Genomic DNA, 18,909 nt, shown 5'->3' with positions numbered 1-18,909 from the left:
TGTAATTTAGTGAAAATTATCCTTTTAGCGTTAAATAAACTGTCATTTGATGCTGATTCACATTAGAAAATAACTGCTGTTTTCCATATATTTGGATAGACCCAATTTTAATAGACCCAGCATGGCATCAATATCAAAGCAATTCCTTCTTTTCTTAATTCTAACATTGATTAGTTTCAGTACCTTTTCCCAAACCAAGAGAGCCCAATGGCTGGAAGACGACCGTTTCGGTATGTTCATTCATTGGGGACTCTACAGTGCCACTGAAGGTATTTGGAAAGGCGAAAGATTAAGACATCCGAATAATTATGCGGAATGGATTCGATACAGAAACCGTATCGGTGAAGCCGAATATGGTGAACTGGCAAAAAGATTTGATTGGGATAAAATCAATCCAGAAGAATGGGTACTCCTAGCCAAAAAAGCCGGCATGAAGTATATCGTCATTACCTCGAAACATCATGATGGAGTAGCTCTTTGGGATAGTAAGGTCAGCGATTATTCCCTGCCTAAACTAAGCGGAACCAATAGAGATGTCATTAAAGAAATAGCTGAAGCCTGTAAAAAACACGATATCAAACTATGTTTCTATTATTCCCACTGGATCGACTGGCAACATCCTTATGCTTGGAACCATAACCAAGAAGTCACAGGCCGTGTTACAGATGCTCAATACAATCAGTATTGGCAAGAAAAGGTTCTCCCTCAAATCCGTGAATTGCTAACAAATTACGGTGATATCGCCATGATGTGGTTTGATATGTGGATACCTTATCAACAGAGTATCATCAAAAAAGAACAGTTGGACCAACTGGCCAACCTCATCCATGAATTACAACCAAAATGTTTAATCAATTCAAGGCTGGGTTTTCCAATCGAAAATGAACATGTTGATTTTGAAACTTTAGGCGACAATCAATTCGGATCCGCTTACACCGACCATATTTGGGAAACTCCCGGAACTATCGCTCATTCATGGGGATTCAATGCCCTGGAAAATGAATGGAAGTCAACCAATCAATTATTCCAATCCTTAATCAACAATGTTAGCCTCAATGGTTCATACACCCTGAATATCGGTCCACGCGCAGACGGCTCTGTACCATATGAAGGCGTTCAACGATTAATGGATATGGGACAATGGCTAAATAAATATGGGCAAGCAGTTTATTTTAACAATGGTCTGCCCATCCGATTCTCCCAACATGACTGGGGCAAAATGACCATCAATAACAAAACAAAAGAACTGTACCTACATGTCTATAATTGGCCATTAGATAAAATCCTTCGCGTAACTGGTTTGCAGAGCAAACCAACCAAAATTGAGGTATTAAACGGCAATAAAACCCAAGAAGTACAATTTGAACAGTTTGGTCCTATCATCCATATCCATGTGCCGGAAGAGCAACCTGATCCCTATGTATCCGTCTTAAAAGTAACCATGGATCAACCTCAATTCAATACGGAAGTTGTTGCTGAATCTACCTTTGGCGGATTCTCATTAAACGCCAAGAACCACCTTTCAAAAAATCTAGAATTCAAAGCCTTTGACGGAACTAAACCGGATCATTTGGTACTAAAAGCAAATCAAACAGTAAAATGGAAGGTTTATCTTCCAGAACCTGGAGAATATAGCCTAGAAACTTCCTTACATAATGGTTCCGGCAAAACAACCCAGATCACCATCAAGGATATCGAAAGCACATTTACAGTATCCGCAGCTCCCAATGGAAAAGTAACAGTCGAACCTAATCAAAACTGGTATGTAGAAGAATTCTTAGATGTCCCAGTTGGAAAGATCAACATCACAAAACCAATAGAACTAACCTTAGAGTTTTCAGCATCAGACCCTATTCTATTTAATAGAATCTGGATTGAAAAAAAGAAAAAATAAGGATTGGGGGTTGAACCAGGATTCAAGGGATGAGAGGAGGGCATCCTGGTTCCTTCCCAGATCTTGGTCCATCCTCCCATCCCATCAATCCTGGTTCAAATAAAGGGCTAAAACCTATATAGCTTTGGTTTTCTCTTTCAACCAAGCTTTTTCTCCTTCATCCAATTTCGGAGACAACTTTTCAAACACCCAACCATTATAGTGGTTTAACCAATCAATATGTTTCTGATCCAGTAGGTTTTTATCAACCAAAGCCGTATCGATATAACAAACCGTTAAAGTCTCAAAATCCATGAAATCACCAAATTGATTACTCTCTACTTTTTTCGAAAGCACTAGATTCTCAATGCGGATTCCATAATGACCTTCTCTATATAATCCCGGTTCAATGGAGGTGATCATACCTTCCTCAACAGGAATATCGATTGCTGCCATATTGAAGGTCTGAGGTCCTTCATGAACGTTCAAGAAAAATCCAACCCCATGTCCGGTACCATGTCCATAATTGCGCATCGTTTCCCAAATCGGCCTTCTGGTTATTGCGTCAATTGAATAACCTCGGGTTCCAGTAGGGAATACCGCCTGGGAGCCTTCAATAGTCCCCTTAAGAACGATGGTATAATCGGTTTTCTCCTCAGGTTTTATTTGACCTAATGAAATAACACGGGTAATATCAGTGGTTCCATCTAGGTATTGACCACCTGAATCCACCAACAATAATCCCTCAGGTTTCAATACTGAATTACTGCTTTCTGTTGCTTTATAATGTGGTAAAGCACCATGAGCTTTATAGCCAGCAATGGTATCAAATGAGATATCAACAAATCCTTCTGAAGCGGCTCGCAAGGCTTGTAATTTCTCGGCAATAGAAATTTCCGAGAGTTCACCTGAGGCTACATTTTCCTCAACCCATTTAAAGAATTTTGTCAATGCAACACCATCCTTAATCATGGCATGACGAGTATGATCAACCTCAACTTTGTTTTTAATAGATTTCAATGAGGTTGAAGGATTCATATCTTCCAAAATTTCGATGTTTTCTGGAACAGAATCATAGATAGCAAAACAAGTACGCTTAGGATCTAATAAAATACGCTCTCCTTTCAACTGTTTTACAGCCTCAAACGCACCTTGATAGTCAGCTACTTCAACTCCAGAATCCTTTAAAGAGGAAATATCAGCTGAAGACAATTTCCCTGAGCCAATAAACAAGGTGTTTTTATCCTCTTGGATCAACAAGAATCCTAATACAACTGGATTGCAATGAACATCATTCCCACGGATATTAAGGATCCATGCCAAATCATCCAAGGAAGAAACAAAATGAACATCCGCTCTTTTATCCTTAAGTTTTGACTTTACTGTTGAAATCTTATCTTTTGTCGACTGACCAGTCGTGTTTACATCTAATAGATATGCTTTTTCAGCAGGTAGTTCGGGTCTATTTTCCCAAATTGCTTCCAATAGGTCTAAATGTCCGTTGACTTGTATACCCAAAGGTTCCAATTCTGTTTGTACAGCTTGAGCCACTGCAACAGAAGCTAAATTACCATCGAAAGCTACAGTATCGCCTTTTTTAAATGTTTTAGAAAGCCAAGTCGCATATTCTGCTTTGCCTTGGACTTGTAGTTTAACCAATTCAAAGCCTGTTCCCGCCAATTGCTCATTGGCTTGAACAAAATAACGTGAATCAGTCCATAAGCCTGCAAAATCTTGCGTAATGGCTAATGTCCCAGCAGAACCGGTAAAACCTGATGTCCAAGCTATGCACTTGTATCTTTCTGGAAGGTATTCGCTAATATGTGGATCGGAGGAGGGAATTATATAGGCATCTACACCCTTTTCTTTCATCTCTTTACGGATGGAAGCTAACTTATCGATGTATTTCATTATGTAATTTTTAATAATCCCTGCAAGTTATAAAAACTCTCACAATTAATACATTTACTTCATCATACATTTGAAATTTTACAATTTAAATGTACTACTTGTGCAGTAGATTACGATATTTGCTACCTATGAGAAGATTTTTTTCATTTTTTTATTTCCTTGCTGTTATTAGCGTCCTAAACACGCAAACAGTACAAGCCCAAGGAGTAAAGGCAAAAGTCCAAACGGCATTTGATGCTTTTAGCAAGAACCCGTCTCTAAAAAATGGCATGGCTTCCTTGACGGTCATTAACTCTAAAACTGGTGAAATTGTTTTCGACAGCAATAACCAGATCGGAATGCCTACCGCATCAACCTTGAAAGTAATTACTTCCATTACGGCCTTAGACCTATTAAGTGCAGATTTCACCTTCAACACTGAACTGTTTTACACCGGTCAGATTGACTCTTTAGGCACTTTACATGGCAATATCATTATCGAAGGTAAGGGCGACCCAACCCTTGGTAGTGATAGATACCCTGATACAAAACCGGAAGTCATACTGGCTAAGTGGTCTGAAGCCATCAAAAAGCTCGGTATCAAAAAAATTAATGGTAAAATCATTGCTGATGATATTTTCTTCAATGGCTATGATGTTCCCGGAACTTGGATGTGGACCGATATTGGAAATTATTACGGTGCTGGATTCTCTGCATTGAATTGGAAAGAAAACAAACTCGGAATCAATTTCACACCTAGTTCGCCTGGCAAACCAGCAACCTTACAGCCTGTACAAAAAGCTCCATTCTACCATTTAATCAATGAAGTAAAAACAGGAGCCAATGGATCGGGTGATAATGTATATGCCTATTCAGCTCCTTATTCGACCCAAGTTTACCTAAGGGGTACCTATGGTGCTAATCTCAAAAAAACAATTGAAATTTCAGTACCTGATCCAGCATTGGACTTAGCATATTCGCTCTCTGATGTCCTTGGCAGGGATTCTATCTTTGTTGCAGATTCACTGAACAGGGTTACAACAGGTAAACGATTAACAGACATGGATTCTGCAAGCATCTTGGATGAAAAGAGAAATTCAATCCTTCTGATTAAATCGCCTCGATTAGGAGAAATTGTACATTGGTTCAACCAAAAAAGCATCAACCTATACGGTGAGTCTCTGCTAAAATTAATCGGAGTAGTCTCAGCGATGGAATACGACACCGAAAAATCGGCAACCCTGGTTTCAAAATATTGGCAGAACAAATTATCAATCGACCCAAGTGCCATCAATACTTTCGATGGTTCAGGATTATCTCCTCAGAATAGAGTGACCACTTTGGCTATGAGTAAAATCATGCAATATGCAAAGGGAAGACCTTGGTATGATGAGTTTTTAAAATCTTTGCCAACAATTAACAATACTACCATGAAAAGTGGTACTATTGGAGGTGTATTAGGATATACTGGTTATCAAAAATCCAGCGACGGGCAAGAATATACCTTTACCTTGCTAGTCAACAACTATCAAGGTCCGGCTGGACAGATGCGCCAGCGTATGTTTAAATTATTAGATGTATTAAAGTAGATTATTACTAGGTGATAATCATGAAATATTAGTATAAACCAAAATTGTAATGAGTAACATCAACAGAAAGAAAGACGCTTTAAACTACCATGCTATGGGGCGTCCGGGTAAAATAGCAGTGGTTCCTACAAAACCACATAGTTCACAAAGAGACTTATCTTTAGCCTATTCCCCAGGTGTAGCCGAGCCTTGTCTGGCAATTGCAGAAAACAGCGAAGACGCTTATAAATATACTGCCAAGGGTAACTTGGTAGCCGTGATCAGTAATGGTACTGCCGTATTGGGCCTTGGTGACATCGGTGCCCAAGCTGGTAAACCCGTAATGGAAGGTAAAGGATTACTTTTCAAAATCTTCGCCGATATCGATGTATTTGACATCGAATTAGATACCAAAAACGTTGATGAATTTGTCAATATCGTTAAAGCTTTGGAACCAACATTCGGTGGTGTGAACCTAGAAGATATCAAAGCTCCTGAGTGTTTTGAAATTGAACGCCGTCTAAAAGCAGAAATGAACATCCCAGTCATGCACGATGACCAACATGGTACTGCAATTATTTCTGGGGCTGCTCTAATCAACGCTTCTGAGTTACAAGGCAAAAATATCGCTGACCTGAAAATCGTGGTGAATGGTGCAGGTGCTGCGGCAATATCGTGTACGGCGATGTACGTGGCTGTAGGCGCTAATAAAGACAACATCGTGATGTGCGACAGTAAAGGGGTTATCCGTAAGGACCGTGAGGTTTTAGACCCTACAAAAGCTGAATGGGCAACCGACCGCGATATCCATACCTTAGCTGATGCGGTAAAAGATGCTGATGTTTTCATCGGTCTTTCCGCTGCAGATGTTTTGACGCCAGAAATGTTGAAAAGCATGGCTCCAAAACCAATCGTATTAGCAATGGCAAACCCTAATCCTGAAATCGCTTATGAGCTTGCACTTGAAACTCGCGATGATATTATTATGGGTACCGGACGCTCTGACTTCCCTAACCAAGTAAACAACGTTCTTGGTTTCCCTTATATCTTCCGTGGTGCATTAGACGTAAGAGCTACTGCTATCAACGAAGCAATGAAAATTGCCGCTGTAAAAGCTATTGCGGAATTAGCAAAACAACCTGTCCCTGAAGAAGTAAATATTGCTTACAATGCCAACAACATCCGTTTCGGTATTGATTATGTGATTCCTAAACCTACCGACCCACGCTTGATTACTGAGGTTTCCGTAGCGGTTGCAAAAGCTGCTATTGAATCTGGTGTTGCGCGTAAGGTAATCGAAGATTGGGATGCATACCGCGATGAATTACGTAAAAGATTGGGTAAGGACGAACGATTGATCCGTACCATTACCGCTAAGGCAAAATCTAATCCTAAACGTGTTGTATTTGCAGAAGCCGATAATTATAAAACCCTTCGTGCTGCTCAAATTGTTAAAGAAGAAGGAATTGCTTTCCCAATCCTATTGGGTAACCAAGAAAAAATCAACAATTTGATCCATGAATATGGTTTTGAATTGGATGGTGTAGAGATCATCGACCCTCAAGCTGAGATCAAATCCGAAAGATTTGAAAGATATGCGGAGCACTTATACCAAAAAAGACAACGTAGAGGCGTCAATAAATTGGATTCCCGCAAGTTAATGACCAACCGTAACTACTTTGCAGCAAGTATGGTTGAATTTGGCGATGCAGACACCCTTATATCAGGTTTGACACGCAATTATGCTTCAACCATCCGCCCGGCATTACAAGTAATCGGAGCAAAACCAGGTAGCAGAGTTGCAGGTATGTACATCATGTTGACAAGCCAAGGACCTCTATTCTTTGGTGATACAACCGTAAACTCCAACCCTAGCGCCCGTGAACTTGCAGATATCGCCGTATTATTAGATTCAGCAGTTAAAAGATTCAACGTTAAGCCTCGTTTAGCGATGTTATCTTACTCTAACTTTGGTTCTAATATTGGAGATATTTCGGATAAAGTAAGGGAAGCAGTAAGCATCTTGCATAAGGAACATCCAGATATCGTTGCTGACGGTGAAATCCAAGCAAACTTTGCTTTGAACAAAAACTTATTGGCAGACAACTTCCCATTCTCTACATTAAATGGCGAACCTGCAAATACTTTGGTATTCCCTAACCTAGAATCGGGCAACATTTCTTATAAATTGTTGCAAGAAGTTGGAAATGCTGAGGCTGTAGGACCTGTTCTATTAGGAATGAACAAACCTATCCACGTATTACAATTGGATAGTTCTGTTCGTGAAATTGTAAATATGGTTACCATTGCGGTAGTTGATGCCATTGAACACGAAAAAGAATCAAAAAATCAGTAAGCTTTGCTTATGTACGAATATTTTAAAGGTAAACTAGTTTTTAAAGCACCTACCCATGTCGTTTTAGAAGTGGGAGGAATTGGCTATTACTTGCATATTTCATTGACCACTTATAGCCAGATCAAAGATCAGGAAGAATGTAAGCTGTATGCTTCCTTTCAGGTACGTGAAGATTCCCAAACTTTGTTTGGTTTCGCGACGGAAGCTGAAAGACATCTCTTTCACCATTTGATCTCGGTTTCGGGAATCGGCCCTAACACGGGTAGAATGATGCTTTCTTCCATTACTCCGGAAGAGATCCAACAAGCTATCGTCAACGGACAGGTCAATGTCATTCAGAAAATCAAAGGGATAGGACCCAAAACAGCACAACGGGTAATCCTTGAATTACAGGATAAACTTAAAAAGCAAGGTCCAGATGCATTGATTCCATTAGTAGTCAGCAAACCTTCTTCAGCCGAAGAAGCATTGACTGCATTGGTGATGTTAGGTTTCCCAAAAGCACAAGCGGAAAAAGCCCTTCAGGCTATCTATACCGCCGAACCAGATCTTTCTGTAGAGCAATTAATCAAAGCCGCCTTAAAACGCCTATAAAGATTAATTATCTTTCAATAAAAGTCAAAAAAGAGGTTATCTTGTTCAGATAACCTCTTTTTTGTTGATTAATCTTGGCCTATCCTCCCATCCTGCTCCGAATCCGAAGAATCTATTTTTGTTCTTTTTCCTTAGACAGATTGTCATCGCGAATCGCAAGATGAGCAAACTATTTTTTATTAAATCAAACAAAGATTGCATGGGCGTACAGGTCCTGTACCTTCGGTACAGAATGACAGGACCTATTGGAGGAGAACCGTACAGATTCTTCACTAATCGTTCAGAATTGGATATTCCAAAGAGGGATTCAGAGCGCAGCGAAGAATCTATTTTTTATTTTTTTTAAGGATGGCTGTCATCCCGAAATCGTAAGATGAGGGAACTATTTTTTTCTTAATAAACCCTAAATAGGATTTTCAGAAAAATATTTCACCCACGCTGTGGGTTATACGTCAAGCGATTTGATTTTCTACAAAGATTTCACCCCTTCCAGGGGTTCCCAATTTACACAAACATTCATCCTTCCGCAGGAAGCCCTTTAGCCCCCGGCTCATTTCCAGTGGCGGAAAAATGGAATAGAATGCCGATGCTCTGTGCGATGGGATTGCTAAAATAATTGAACCCCTCTAGGGTTATCTCTTGCTAGAATTATGCATAGTTAGTGAGTCAACAAACATTCATCCTTCCGAAGGAAGCACCTTTAGCCCCCGGCTCATTTCCAGTGGCGGAAAAATGGATAGAATGCCGATGCCCCGTGCGATGGGATTGGCCTTGGAATGCTTTCAAGAGATCATCCCTTTTAATGGGATGATCTCTTGAAAGATATTCCCGACAACAAGGCATTCTATCCATTTGCGGGAGGCCGTGCGAAAAGCCACCTTAAATGGGCCGAAGCGTTTTGGTTACTTTTGCGCTTCAAAAGTAACGAAGAATCTAAATTTTGCTTTTTTCTTAACTTAATGAAATTGCCTAGCGGGGGTGAAATATTTTTCTGATTTATATGCTGCGGGCGTATTCAATACCGCCCCTACGAACCTTGCCACAAAATGTTCTTGGTCCTTCCTCTTATCCTTTCCATCCTGGTTCAAATATCCCCTATCAATTCCGTATATTTGTAATACAAAAACCCTCCAAACCATGGCAGAAGATTTACATATTGCAAGCGGAAGTAAAGAACAACAATATCAATCCTTGGTACCACAGATTAAAGGCCTACTACAAGGCGAAACTAATTTTATTGCCAATCTCGCAAATATCTGTGCCGCATTAAAAGAACAGTTCAATTTCTTTTGGGTAGGATTCTATCTAGTAGAAGGAAAAGAATTGGTACTTGGACCTTTCCAAGGACCTGTAGCCTGTACACGAATTGCCTACAATAGAGGCGTATGCGGAACGGCATGGGCAAATGAAGAAACTCTGATTGTTCCCAATGTAGACGAATTCCCAGGACATATTGCCTGTTCCTCTTTGTCGAAATCTGAAATAGTTGTTCCTCTCTTTCAAAATGGAAAATGTATCGCAATTCTAGATGTCGACAGCAAAGAATTAAATTCGTTTGACTTAATCGATAAGCAATATCTAAATACCATTTTAGACCTACTTAATTCTCAGTAAAATTCTTTATATTTGTCATGCCAAACACATTAACTATTAACCGAGCATGGCAGCACCGAAGACATTATCTTTTTTAAATTTAGTGATGGTAGCATTAAATTTTCTATGGATTGCATGCCTAGAAAATGGCTTACTATTTAGTTTTTCATTCACGGATACCATAGCCTTCTACCCATCCTATTTAACCCCAGCAAAGTTTGCCTATCAAATCTGGAACTTTATCGCTTTCAATATGGTATTGGCAACCTATATGATGTATGTCGGAACGCAAAAAAACAGCTTAAATGAAAACGTGGTCAAAAAAGTTCAAAAAATAGACTATTTATTGATCTTAAATCAGATGGCGCTCGGTTTAAGTATGACCTTAAAACACAATGATTATTTCTATTGGTCCTTATTGTATTCTATAATCTGTTTGGTTTCTGTAATGCTGATCAACAAACGGATCCAAATCCAGAGGTTGACGACCAATTCTTTTACTCGATATTTTATCCGCTTAGGTTTTGGGGTTTTTACCGGTTGGTTAATGTTCGTTATAGGCTTTAATTTTGCTGTAATTCTTGTCAAACTGAGCCCCTCCATTGGAGATCCTTTATTCTTTTATTTGAACTTGTTGGCCTTGGCCATTACTTGTGCCTGCATGCTGGCCTATTCTTATTACAACTATCTGCCTTCTGTCTCAGCGGTATTGGCTTGGGGAAGCTATGGTGCATACGTTGAAAACAAACAAGACCCTCTTCCTACCCAATATGACATCTTGCCTTTCCTGATTATTTCCATGATCTTGGGTTTAATCTTTACAGCATTTAATTATTATAGATGTTCTGTCAGAAGGAAAATGCTTAGCATAACTATGCAGGAACCACCGTCCATAACTTAATAGTCTTGTCATCACTAACTGTAAAGATCCGATCTTGATCCCATAACATATTATTGATGGAAAGATAATGGCTATCATAGCCTTTATCCCGCGACACATTCTTGATCAAGGCCAAGTCTTCCAAGCGCCAAACCTTTAAGGTCTTATCCCTACTCACGGTTGCCAACAGATTTTCCTCAGAATTCAAGGCAATCCCATAAACCGTGAACATGTGTGGAACAATCTCTTGAAGGGTGTCCAAATTGGTATCCAACTTAAATAATTTCGCATCCCTTCCCCCTGACAACAAATTCCCCAAAGGATCAAATTGCAAACTAGTTACGGGTAACTCATGCACCTTTCTTTTCTTCACTTCCCGGAAATCATCCGCATGGAAAAGATGAATCTCTCCGCTCTTATCGCCAAAAGCTACAGAAGAGCCTTCCTTATCCACCTCAATGACCCTAACCGTGGTATTGGAAACCTTAAATCTATAAAGCAGCTCATAGCTCTCTAAACTCCATACATAAGCATAACCTTCCTCACCAATTGCAATCAATTCCTGTTTACCGGGAATGGTCTTGATCGAAAACACTGCACCCTGTTCCACCTTTAAATTAGCCTTTAAACTGAGGCTCTCTGTATCGACGATTAATATCTGACCAGATCTCATCCCTATCGCCAGCAAGGAAGTTCCTGGGATAGGAAATAAAGAATACACAGAACTTCCTACCTTACACAAGATCCTTTTAAAGCTCTTACTTTGCAAGTCCCATTCGACAACACCTTTATCGTTGCCTCCCGTAAATAAAATATTCGGATCCACACTTGAAATTGCCAAAGCAAATACTGGATTTTGATGACCGGATAAGGTCCCATTTAGGTTGATATTAATCTTTTCTAGATTCATGTTATACAAATATACCCTTGATTGCACAGAAATAAAAGGAATGTCCGCCTCTATCCCAAATGCTGACATAAGTCTTACGATACGGGCGATTTGAACCAGGATGCCCTTCGACGACGCTCAGGGTACGGGATGGGAGGATAGACCAAGATCTGGGTGGAACCAGGATTAATGGGATGCGGAGTTCGGCTCCGCTCACCCACCGGATGGACCAAGATCTGGGTTTGAAAATGGCCTCCTAGACTATTTTTGGCCACAATTCCGTAGGGGCGTATCGCATACGCCCGCCGCATATTTTGAATAAATAAAAGGTTTGTATTGGCGAACAGTTCCTGTACCTTCGGTACCGGATGACAGGACATGAAGGTGATGAACCGTTCAGATTCTTCACTTATCATTCAGAATGGGAAATTCGCTAAGGAGTGATTCTTCGTTTCACTCTGAATCTATTTTTTATTATTTTAAGGGTCAGTGTCATCGTAAGTTTGAGAAAACCATTTCAAATGAAGAGTGGATTATTCCGAGACCCATCGGGCAGGCCTTACCAATAAATAATTTAATAAAAATGTTTTTCAAGCCATTCAGGCCCATATTTATTTATCAGAAGAATATTTTTATCCGCCATACATCCCCTGCGGGGATGAATTATTTTAGCTATGGTATTGAAAAATATAGGGCTAATGCAAAAACGATGTTCGATTAATCGAACATCGTTTTTGCGCGACTTTCAGGCTAACGTACCATGCTAGCTAAAATAATGGAACCCCAAGAGGGGTTCAATTACGCAGTTCAATTAAATTTGAAATGGGAGTATCGAATAAGTCTGCCACATGCAGATGAACCAGGGTTCGGTTCGGCTCCCAAACAAAAAATCCCCAGCCAATGGCCAGGGACTCCTCTATTAAAAATATCTTGACCTCTTATTGATGCCTTCCTTCTAGGTTCTTTGCAATAGTTTCCAGGCTCATACCTTTCTCCTTCAGCAATACGATCAGGTGGAACATCAAATCGGACGTTTCATTGATGAAATCCTTTTCGGTTTCGGTTAATGCCGCAATAACGGTTTCAACTGCTTCCTCGCCGACCTTTTGTGCAATTTTATTGATCCCTCTAGATCTCAAGCGGTTCACATAGGATTCATCAGTAGGAAAGTCGATACGATGCTGAACGATCCGCTCCAATTGCAATAAAAAGTTTTGGTTGAATTCCGTATTAAAGCAGCTACGGTTTCCTGTATGGCAAGTAGGCCCTACGGGGTCTGCTTTGACCAAGATGGTATCTTGATCACAGTCGATATGAGTACTAACAACATGAAGAAAGTTTCCGCTTTCTTCGCCTTTTGTCCATAGTCTATTTTTGCTCCTTGAAAAGAAAGTCACCTTTTTCTCCTCTTGGGTTTTGTTCCAGGCCTCTTCGTTCATATAGCCAAGCATCAGCACTTCCAAAGTCTGGTTGTCTTGGATAATTACTGGAACAAGTCCGTCACCTTTGTTAAAATCAATACTCATGTTTTATGTATTATCAACGCCTAATGGAAATTCCATTGGCGTGCAATGTTTCTTTTAATTCAGGGATCAGTATCTCCCCATAGTGAAATACCGAGGCTGCAAGGGCTGCATCCACATTAGACTGTTGGAATACATCAACAAAATGTTGCTGATTACCTGCTCCACCCGATGCAATCAATGGAATATGTATAGAATCATTGATCTTTTTCAACAAGCCATTATCAAATCCATTTTTAGTTCCATCATGGTCCATGGAAGTTAACAGGATTTCACCTGCACCTCTATTTTCTGCTTCCTTGATCCAATCTTCGGTTTCAATATCGGTAAGGTCCCGTCCTCCACGTAAGTGGACAAAATTCTTACCATTTACTAATCGGGTATCAACCGCCAACACCACGAATTGAACCCCAAATGCCTTTGCAAATTGATCCAAGAGTTCCGGATTACGTACCGCAGCTGAATTGATGGAGATTTTATCCGCACCAGCATTCAGCAGTACATCCGCATCCGAAAGCTCATTGATTCCACCTCCAATGGTAAATGGAATATTGATCTGACTGGCTACTGCCTTTACCAAATCCACAGTCGTCTTACGACGCTCATGGGTGGCTGTAATATCCAGAAAAACCAGTTCATCAGCTCCCTGTTGCGAATATTGCCAAGCTAATTCAACAGGATCTCCTGCATCTCGAAGGTCTACAAAGTTCACCCCCTTTACCGTTCGGCCATCCTTTACATCCAAACAAGGAATAATCCGCTTTGCTAGCATGCTATAAACTGATTAATGCTTTTAGATTCCAAGCCTTGATCTCTTCAATGCTGATCCTATTTTCATAGATCGCCTTTCCAACAACCACGGACTCCATTTTACCTAAATTGTTCAATTCTTCAATATCTGCCATAGAGCTGATACCACCAGAACCGATCAGTTTGATAATTGGTGAATGATCCAATAATTTCTTGTACAATTCTACACCAGCACCACCTAATTTCCCATCTTTACTGATATCAGTGCACAAAAAGCGGTAAAAACCTAAGGCTAAGCATTTATCAATGTATTCGATTAATTTGATCGGGGAACTCTCCAACCATCCTGAATATTTGATGACTTCATCCAATACATCGATGGCGATCACAATGTGATCAGCATATTTAATCCTTCCTTCGTTCAGCTTGCTCAGCTCTTCCAAAAAGGTCGGGTTTGTAATAGCTTGCGTACCGACAATAACGCGATAAACACCTGCATCAACCAATTCCTTAACTTTCTCGATACTACGGACACCACCACCATATTGGACTTTCATTTCGGTTCTCCTAATGATGTCAAACAAGTACTCTTGATTACTGAAATCTCCTTTAGCACCATTTAAATCAATGATATGGACGATTTCAGTACCATTTGCATGGTATTTCTCAATTTGTTCTTCCAAAGTAATGGAGTAAGTTGTAACATCTTCATAGTTACCCTCTCTCAAACGGACAACCTGTTTGTCCAATACATCAATTGCAGGTATAATATACATAGTCTAAAAATTCATTTATAATTCATTAAAATTCAGCAACAATTGCTCCCCAAATTTCCCTGATTTCTCAGGATGAAATTGTACCGCCCAGAAATTATCCTTTGCTATTGCTGCCGAGAATGGCAATCCGTACTCACAAGTTGCTATGCCGTAGGTTAATTCATGTTCAATGTAATAAGAATGAACGAAATAAAAATAGGAATTATTAGGAATTTCCTTAAAAAGTGGACAATTCTCGTCAAAATTAATGCTATTCCAACCCATATGAGGCACCTTCTCTTTTACCCTATCTTCAAAATGTAACGTCTTTAATGGAATAATCCCCAATAGGTCCGCATTTCCTTCCTCCGAATAATCTGTCATCAGTTGCATCCCCACACAGATCCCTAAAACAGGCTTTTTTAAGGTTCTGATCGTTTCGGAAAGGCCAGAATCCAGCAATTTTTGCATGGCAGCCCCTGCATGTCCGACCCCTGGAATAATAATCCTCTCATACTGCTCAAAATCCGCTGGAACATTGATCATTCCATAAGAAATGTTTAGGCGCTTTAAGGCTGCAGTTATGGAGAATATATTTCCAGCTCCATAGTTTACTATCCCAATCATAATTCCTTTATATATAACCCATCAAATCCCATTTCGTTTTTATAGAAGTCCTTTTGTACTTGGAAGTTGCATATTGTCAACATCTCTGCGTACTGCTTTTTTGATGGTTTTCGCGAAAGCCTTGAAGATCGCCTCTATTTTATGGTGTTCGTTATCTCCAGTTGCCTGTATGTTCAAATTAGATTTTGAAGCATCTGAAAAGGATTTAAAGAAATGGAAGAACATTTCTGTTGGCATGTCTCCTATTTTCTCACGCTTGAATTCAGCATCCCAGACGATCCAATTCCTACCTCCAAAATCAATGGCAACTTGCGCTAGACAATCATCCATCGGTAAGGTATAGGCATAACGTTCAATTCCACGCTTATTTCCCAGCACATTCAAAAAGATTTCACCCAATGCAATCCCTGTATCTTCGATGGTATGGTGCTCATCGATATGCAGATCACCTTTGGCTTTAATCGTTAGATCCAAAGCACCGTGGCGGGCTAATTGATCCAACATATGGTCGAAAAATGGAAGTCCGGTCTCTATATCGGATTTTCCACTTCCGTCTAAGTTCAATTTAATATAGATATCCGTTTCATTGGTCTTACGATGGTGCTCACCAGTACGGCTACCCAATTTCAAGAACTCATAGATGGATTTCCAATCACTGGTTTCCAATCCAATGCAATCTTCCGAAATCGCTACATTTTCGAGTTTACCCAATTCATCGTTATTCCTTAACCAAATGGCTTTTGCGCCAAGGTTCTGGGCCAACTTCACATCATTGACACGGTCTCCGATGACAAAGGAATTCGCCAAGTCAAACTTGCTTTCATCGAAATATTCTTTTAACATTCCAATTCCTGGCTTACGGGTCTCCGCATTCTCATGCGGAAATGTCTTGTCTATATGTTCTTTGACAAAGGTCACCCCTTCACCTGAAAAGGTATCCAATACAAATTGGTGTACTGGCCAGAAGTTTTCTTCTGGATGGGAGGAAGTCCCCAATCCATCTTGATTACTTACCAATACCAATTCAAAATCTAGTTCTTTTGCAATTTTAGGCAAGTACTGCAAAGCTCCCGGATAAAACTTCAACTTAGCAAAGGAATCGATCTGCTCATCCTCCGGCTCTAATATCAAAGTTCCATCTCTGTCGATAAACAATATTCTTTTTAATTGATCAGCCATGCTTACTTATTTATAAAATTGTTGGATCTCTTCTAATAATTTTTCGTTTTCAACCTTAGTACCGATCGTAATCCTTAGACAACCCTCACATAAGGCCACTTTGGAGCGGTCGCGAACAATAATGCCTCTACCCACCAAGTGTGCATATAATTCTTTAGGTTGCTCCAGTTTGACCAAGATAAAGTTGGCATCTGATGGTGTGATATGTTCAACCTGCGGAAAGGCCTCCAGTTTCTTGGCCAGCTCTTCCCTTTCTGCAACAGTTGTTTTAATCCACTCATTGACCACCTCTACATTTTCCAAAGCTTCCAGAACTAAATCCTGTGTAGCTTGATTGATGTTATAAGGAGGTTTGATCTTATTGAAGACCTCGATGATTTCCTTACTCGCAAAAGCCAAGCCTAAGCGCAATGCAGCCAAGCCCCAAGCCTTTGAAAGGGTCTGTAAAATGACCAAATTTGGAAACTCCGGTAAAGAATGGGTAAATGATTTCTGTTTCGAATAATTGATATACGCCTCGTCTACTACTACTAAGCCGGAGAAATTCACCAAAAGTGTTTCTATATCTAATGGATCGATACTATTCCCTGTTGGATTATTTGGCGAGCATACAAAGATTATTTTAGTATGCATATCAATAGCTTCTGCAATTCCGTCCAAGTCCAATTGAAAATCTTTGGTCAGATTGACTTTCCTCGTTTCAACATCGTTGATATTGGCGGAAACCTCATACATCCCATAGGTTGGAGGCACCAAGATCACATTATCTAATTTCGGAGTGCAAAAAGCACGGTATAGAATATCAATGGCTTCATCAGAACCGTTCCCCAAGAAAATATTTTCCGCAGGCACGCCCTTGATCTTGGAAAGTTTATTCTTAAGTTGATGTTGTAGGGGATCTGGATAACGGTTGTAATCATGTGGAAGTGGGGAGCCAAAAGAGTTCTCATTAGCATCTAAAAAGACAGATGCTTCTCCCTTAAATTCATCTCGTGCCGAAGAATAGGGCACAAGGTTCTTGATGTTATCTCGAAGAAGTGCGGTTAAGTTGAATGACATTGTAGTAGTCTAAAATTTTTCGAGCTGTAAATATGGCCAAAAATAAACAAAATCACTAAACTAAAAACCATTTCCCTTCTACTGAAAGTTCGGTGTTCGGAAAAACCTGCTGCGCTTCCTCCAATAGTGGCTGTAAAGTCCTGTATCTTGCTGAATAATGGCCAAGTAAAAGCTTCTTTACATGGGCTTCCTTTGCTATTTCTGCTGCCTCTAAAGAGGTGGTATGGAAAGTTTCCTTGGCTCGGTCTACCATTTCATGTAGAAAGGTACTCTCGTGGTACAATAGATCAGCTCCTTCTATTGAATTCAGATAAATCGGATGCCTTACGGTATCCGAACAATAGGCATAACTTCTTGATGCCGGTGCAGGCAAGGTCAAATCACTGGCTGCATAGACCTTTCCTTGGGGATCCACATAGTCAATCCCTTTTTTCAAGGCTGCAAAGTATACTTTTGGTATTTGTAATTCCTCGACTTTATCCGCTCGCAGAGTAGCAGCTCGCTTGCCTTCATCAAATCGAAATCCAGTACAGGAAATTCGATGGATCAAAGGAAAGGTCCTGACAGTTAACATTCTCGATTCAAATATTACCTCTTCCTGATCTGGATTCGTTTGGTGGAAGATGATATTATAACGGATAACCGTTTCGGAATATTTAAAATGTAGTTCCAAGATTTCCTGCAAAGGTGCAGGCCCATAGATATGAAGATCAGCCTTTCTTCCAACCAAATGCATGGATGATACCAAGCCTACTAGGCCCAGATAATGATCTCCATGCAGATGGCTAATAAAGATATGATCTATGCGATTGCTCTTGATCCCATATTTTGAAAGTTGCATCTGCGTGCCCTCGCCACAATCGATCAAAAACAATTGCTCGTTATAATTTACCACTTGAGATGTAGGATGACGCTCGAACATAGGTGTTGCCGAACTGTTCCCTAAAATTAATACCTCAAATCGTAACATATTACTCTTGCTCTTCTTTTAAATCTAAACGGATCTCGTTTCCAAAGATCAAGTCTTTGGCTTTTTCAATGTTCTTTGTAATGATCAAATATTTATCCAAACCCAATGATTTGATATACGTCAATATCTCCTCATTCAGATTGGTCAAGATAAATAATCCCCCTAGTGATTTACATAGACGACGAGCCAAAAGACCTGTGCGAATCCCCGTTTCGTCCGTAGACTTCACGTTGTTCATGTCTAATACTATATTGCGTTGCCCACCAGTATTGCGCAACATAAACTCGCCTTTCAAACTTGCGGCAGTTTCTCCGTCCAACCTCTCTTGTAGAGGCTCTATTACAACATATCGATCGTATTTGTCTACCGTAAATTTCATCTTTTCAATAAATTAATAGTTGTG

The 18,909-nt window shown here is 40.0% G+C and carries 16 protein-coding genes; 6 read left to right on the top strand and 10 right to left on the bottom strand.

Annotated features, from left to right (window positions below):
- The first annotated feature begins 121 nt into the window (after nt 1-121).
- Complete coding sequence (locus ACK2WI_RS14205) at nt 122-1,894, top strand: alpha-L-fucosidase (protein WP_409151416.1); 1,773 nt, start codon at nt 122-124, stop codon at nt 1,892-1,894.
- A 114-nt stretch (nt 1,895-2,008) separates the two neighbouring features.
- Here the strand turns inward: ACK2WI_RS14205 and ACK2WI_RS14200 are convergent, their stop codons facing one another.
- Nucleotides 2,009-3,784, bottom strand: coding sequence for an aminopeptidase P family protein (locus ACK2WI_RS14200; RefSeq protein ID WP_409151415.1), 1,776 nt, complete (start codon nt 3,782-3,784; stop codon nt 2,009-2,011).
- 128 nt (nt 3,785-3,912) lie between these two features.
- Here ACK2WI_RS14200 and dacB point away from each other — a divergent pair, with 128 nt between their 5' ends.
- The 5 genes from dacB to ACK2WI_RS14175 all read left to right on the top strand — a co-directional run bounded on the left by dacB (nt 3,913) and on the right by ACK2WI_RS14175 (nt 10,775).
- Nucleotides 3,913-5,352, top strand: coding sequence for a D-alanyl-D-alanine carboxypeptidase/D-alanyl-D-alanine-endopeptidase (dacB, locus tag ACK2WI_RS14195; RefSeq protein ID WP_409151414.1), 1,440 nt, complete (start codon nt 3,913-3,915; stop codon nt 5,350-5,352).
- Nucleotides 5,353-5,401: 49 nt separating this feature from the next.
- Nucleotides 5,402-7,687, top strand: coding sequence for an NADP-dependent malic enzyme (locus tag ACK2WI_RS14190; RefSeq protein WP_093100621.1), 2,286 nt, complete (start codon nt 5,402-5,404; stop codon nt 7,685-7,687).
- 9 nt (nt 7,688-7,696) lie between these two features.
- A complete protein-coding gene (gene ruvA / locus ACK2WI_RS14185) occupies nt 7,697-8,281 on the top strand; it encodes a Holliday junction branch migration protein RuvA (RefSeq protein WP_312696540.1) in 585 nt (194 codons plus the stop codon).
- Nucleotides 8,282-9,418: 1,137 nt separating this feature from the next.
- A complete protein-coding gene (locus tag ACK2WI_RS14180) occupies nt 9,419-9,895 on the top strand; it encodes a GAF domain-containing protein (protein ID WP_313369008.1) in 477 nt (158 codons plus the stop codon).
- Between the two features lie 85 nt (nt 9,896-9,980).
- Complete coding sequence (locus ACK2WI_RS14175; protein WP_409151413.1) at nt 9,981-10,775, top strand: hypothetical protein; 795 nt, start codon at nt 9,981-9,983, stop codon at nt 10,773-10,775.
- Here the strand turns inward: ACK2WI_RS14175 and ACK2WI_RS14170 are convergent.
- The 9 genes from ACK2WI_RS14170 to ACK2WI_RS14130 form a co-directional block, all read right to left on the bottom strand.
- Nucleotides 10,747-11,664 (bottom strand): WD40 repeat domain-containing protein, encoded by a 918-nt coding sequence (locus tag ACK2WI_RS14170; protein WP_409151412.1) that lies wholly within the window; start codon nt 11,662-11,664, stop codon nt 10,747-10,749. The genes ACK2WI_RS14175 and ACK2WI_RS14170 overlap by 29 nt on opposite strands.
- 917 nt (nt 11,665-12,581) lie before the next feature.
- Nucleotides 12,582-13,169, bottom strand: coding sequence for a bifunctional phosphoribosyl-AMP cyclohydrolase/phosphoribosyl-ATP diphosphatase HisIE (gene hisIE / locus ACK2WI_RS14165; protein ID WP_093100628.1), 588 nt, complete (start codon nt 13,167-13,169; stop codon nt 12,582-12,584).
- Nucleotides 13,170-13,182: 13 nt separating this feature from the next.
- Entirely contained in the window at nt 13,183-13,938 is a 756-nt protein-coding gene (gene hisF / locus ACK2WI_RS14160) for an imidazole glycerol phosphate synthase subunit HisF (protein WP_093100629.1), read from the bottom strand.
- Between the two features lies 1 nt (nt 13,939).
- On the bottom strand, nt 13,940-14,692 hold the full coding sequence (locus ACK2WI_RS14155) for a HisA/HisF-related TIM barrel protein (RefSeq protein WP_093100631.1): 753 nt from the start codon (nt 14,690-14,692) through the stop codon (nt 13,940-13,942).
- Nucleotides 14,693-14,707: 15 nt separating this feature from the next.
- Complete coding sequence (gene hisH, locus ACK2WI_RS14150) at nt 14,708-15,298, bottom strand: imidazole glycerol phosphate synthase subunit HisH (protein ID WP_093100632.1); 591 nt, start codon at nt 15,296-15,298, stop codon at nt 14,708-14,710.
- A gap of 39 nt (nt 15,299-15,337) precedes the next feature.
- Nucleotides 15,338-16,477: a bifunctional histidinol-phosphatase/imidazoleglycerol-phosphate dehydratase HisB gene (gene hisB, locus ACK2WI_RS14145; protein ID WP_093100633.1), complete on the bottom strand. Its 1,140-nt coding sequence runs from the start codon at nt 16,475-16,477 to the stop codon at nt 15,338-15,340.
- Between the two features lie 6 nt (nt 16,478-16,483).
- Nucleotides 16,484-17,536: a histidinol-phosphate transaminase gene (hisC, locus tag ACK2WI_RS14140; protein WP_093100635.1), complete on the bottom strand. Its 1,053-nt coding sequence runs from the start codon at nt 17,534-17,536 to the stop codon at nt 16,484-16,486.
- Nucleotides 17,537-17,591: 55 nt separating this feature from the next.
- Complete coding sequence (locus ACK2WI_RS14135) at nt 17,592-18,506, bottom strand: ribonuclease Z (protein ID WP_409151411.1); 915 nt, start codon at nt 18,504-18,506, stop codon at nt 17,592-17,594.
- A 1-nt stretch (nt 18,507) separates the two neighbouring features.
- Entirely contained in the window at nt 18,508-18,885 is a 378-nt protein-coding gene (locus ACK2WI_RS14130) for an STAS domain-containing protein (RefSeq protein WP_093100638.1), read from the bottom strand.
- Nucleotides 18,886-18,909 lie beyond the last annotated feature (24 nt).

This window comes from Sphingobacterium sp. BS-2 (assembly GCF_046161205.1).
Taxonomy (GTDB): Bacteria; Bacteroidota; Bacteroidia; order Sphingobacteriales; family Sphingobacteriaceae; genus Sphingobacterium; species Sphingobacterium mizutaii.
The sequence above is the reverse complement of the archived record's forward strand: the minus strand, read 5'-3'. Positions and strand labels throughout refer to the sequence as shown.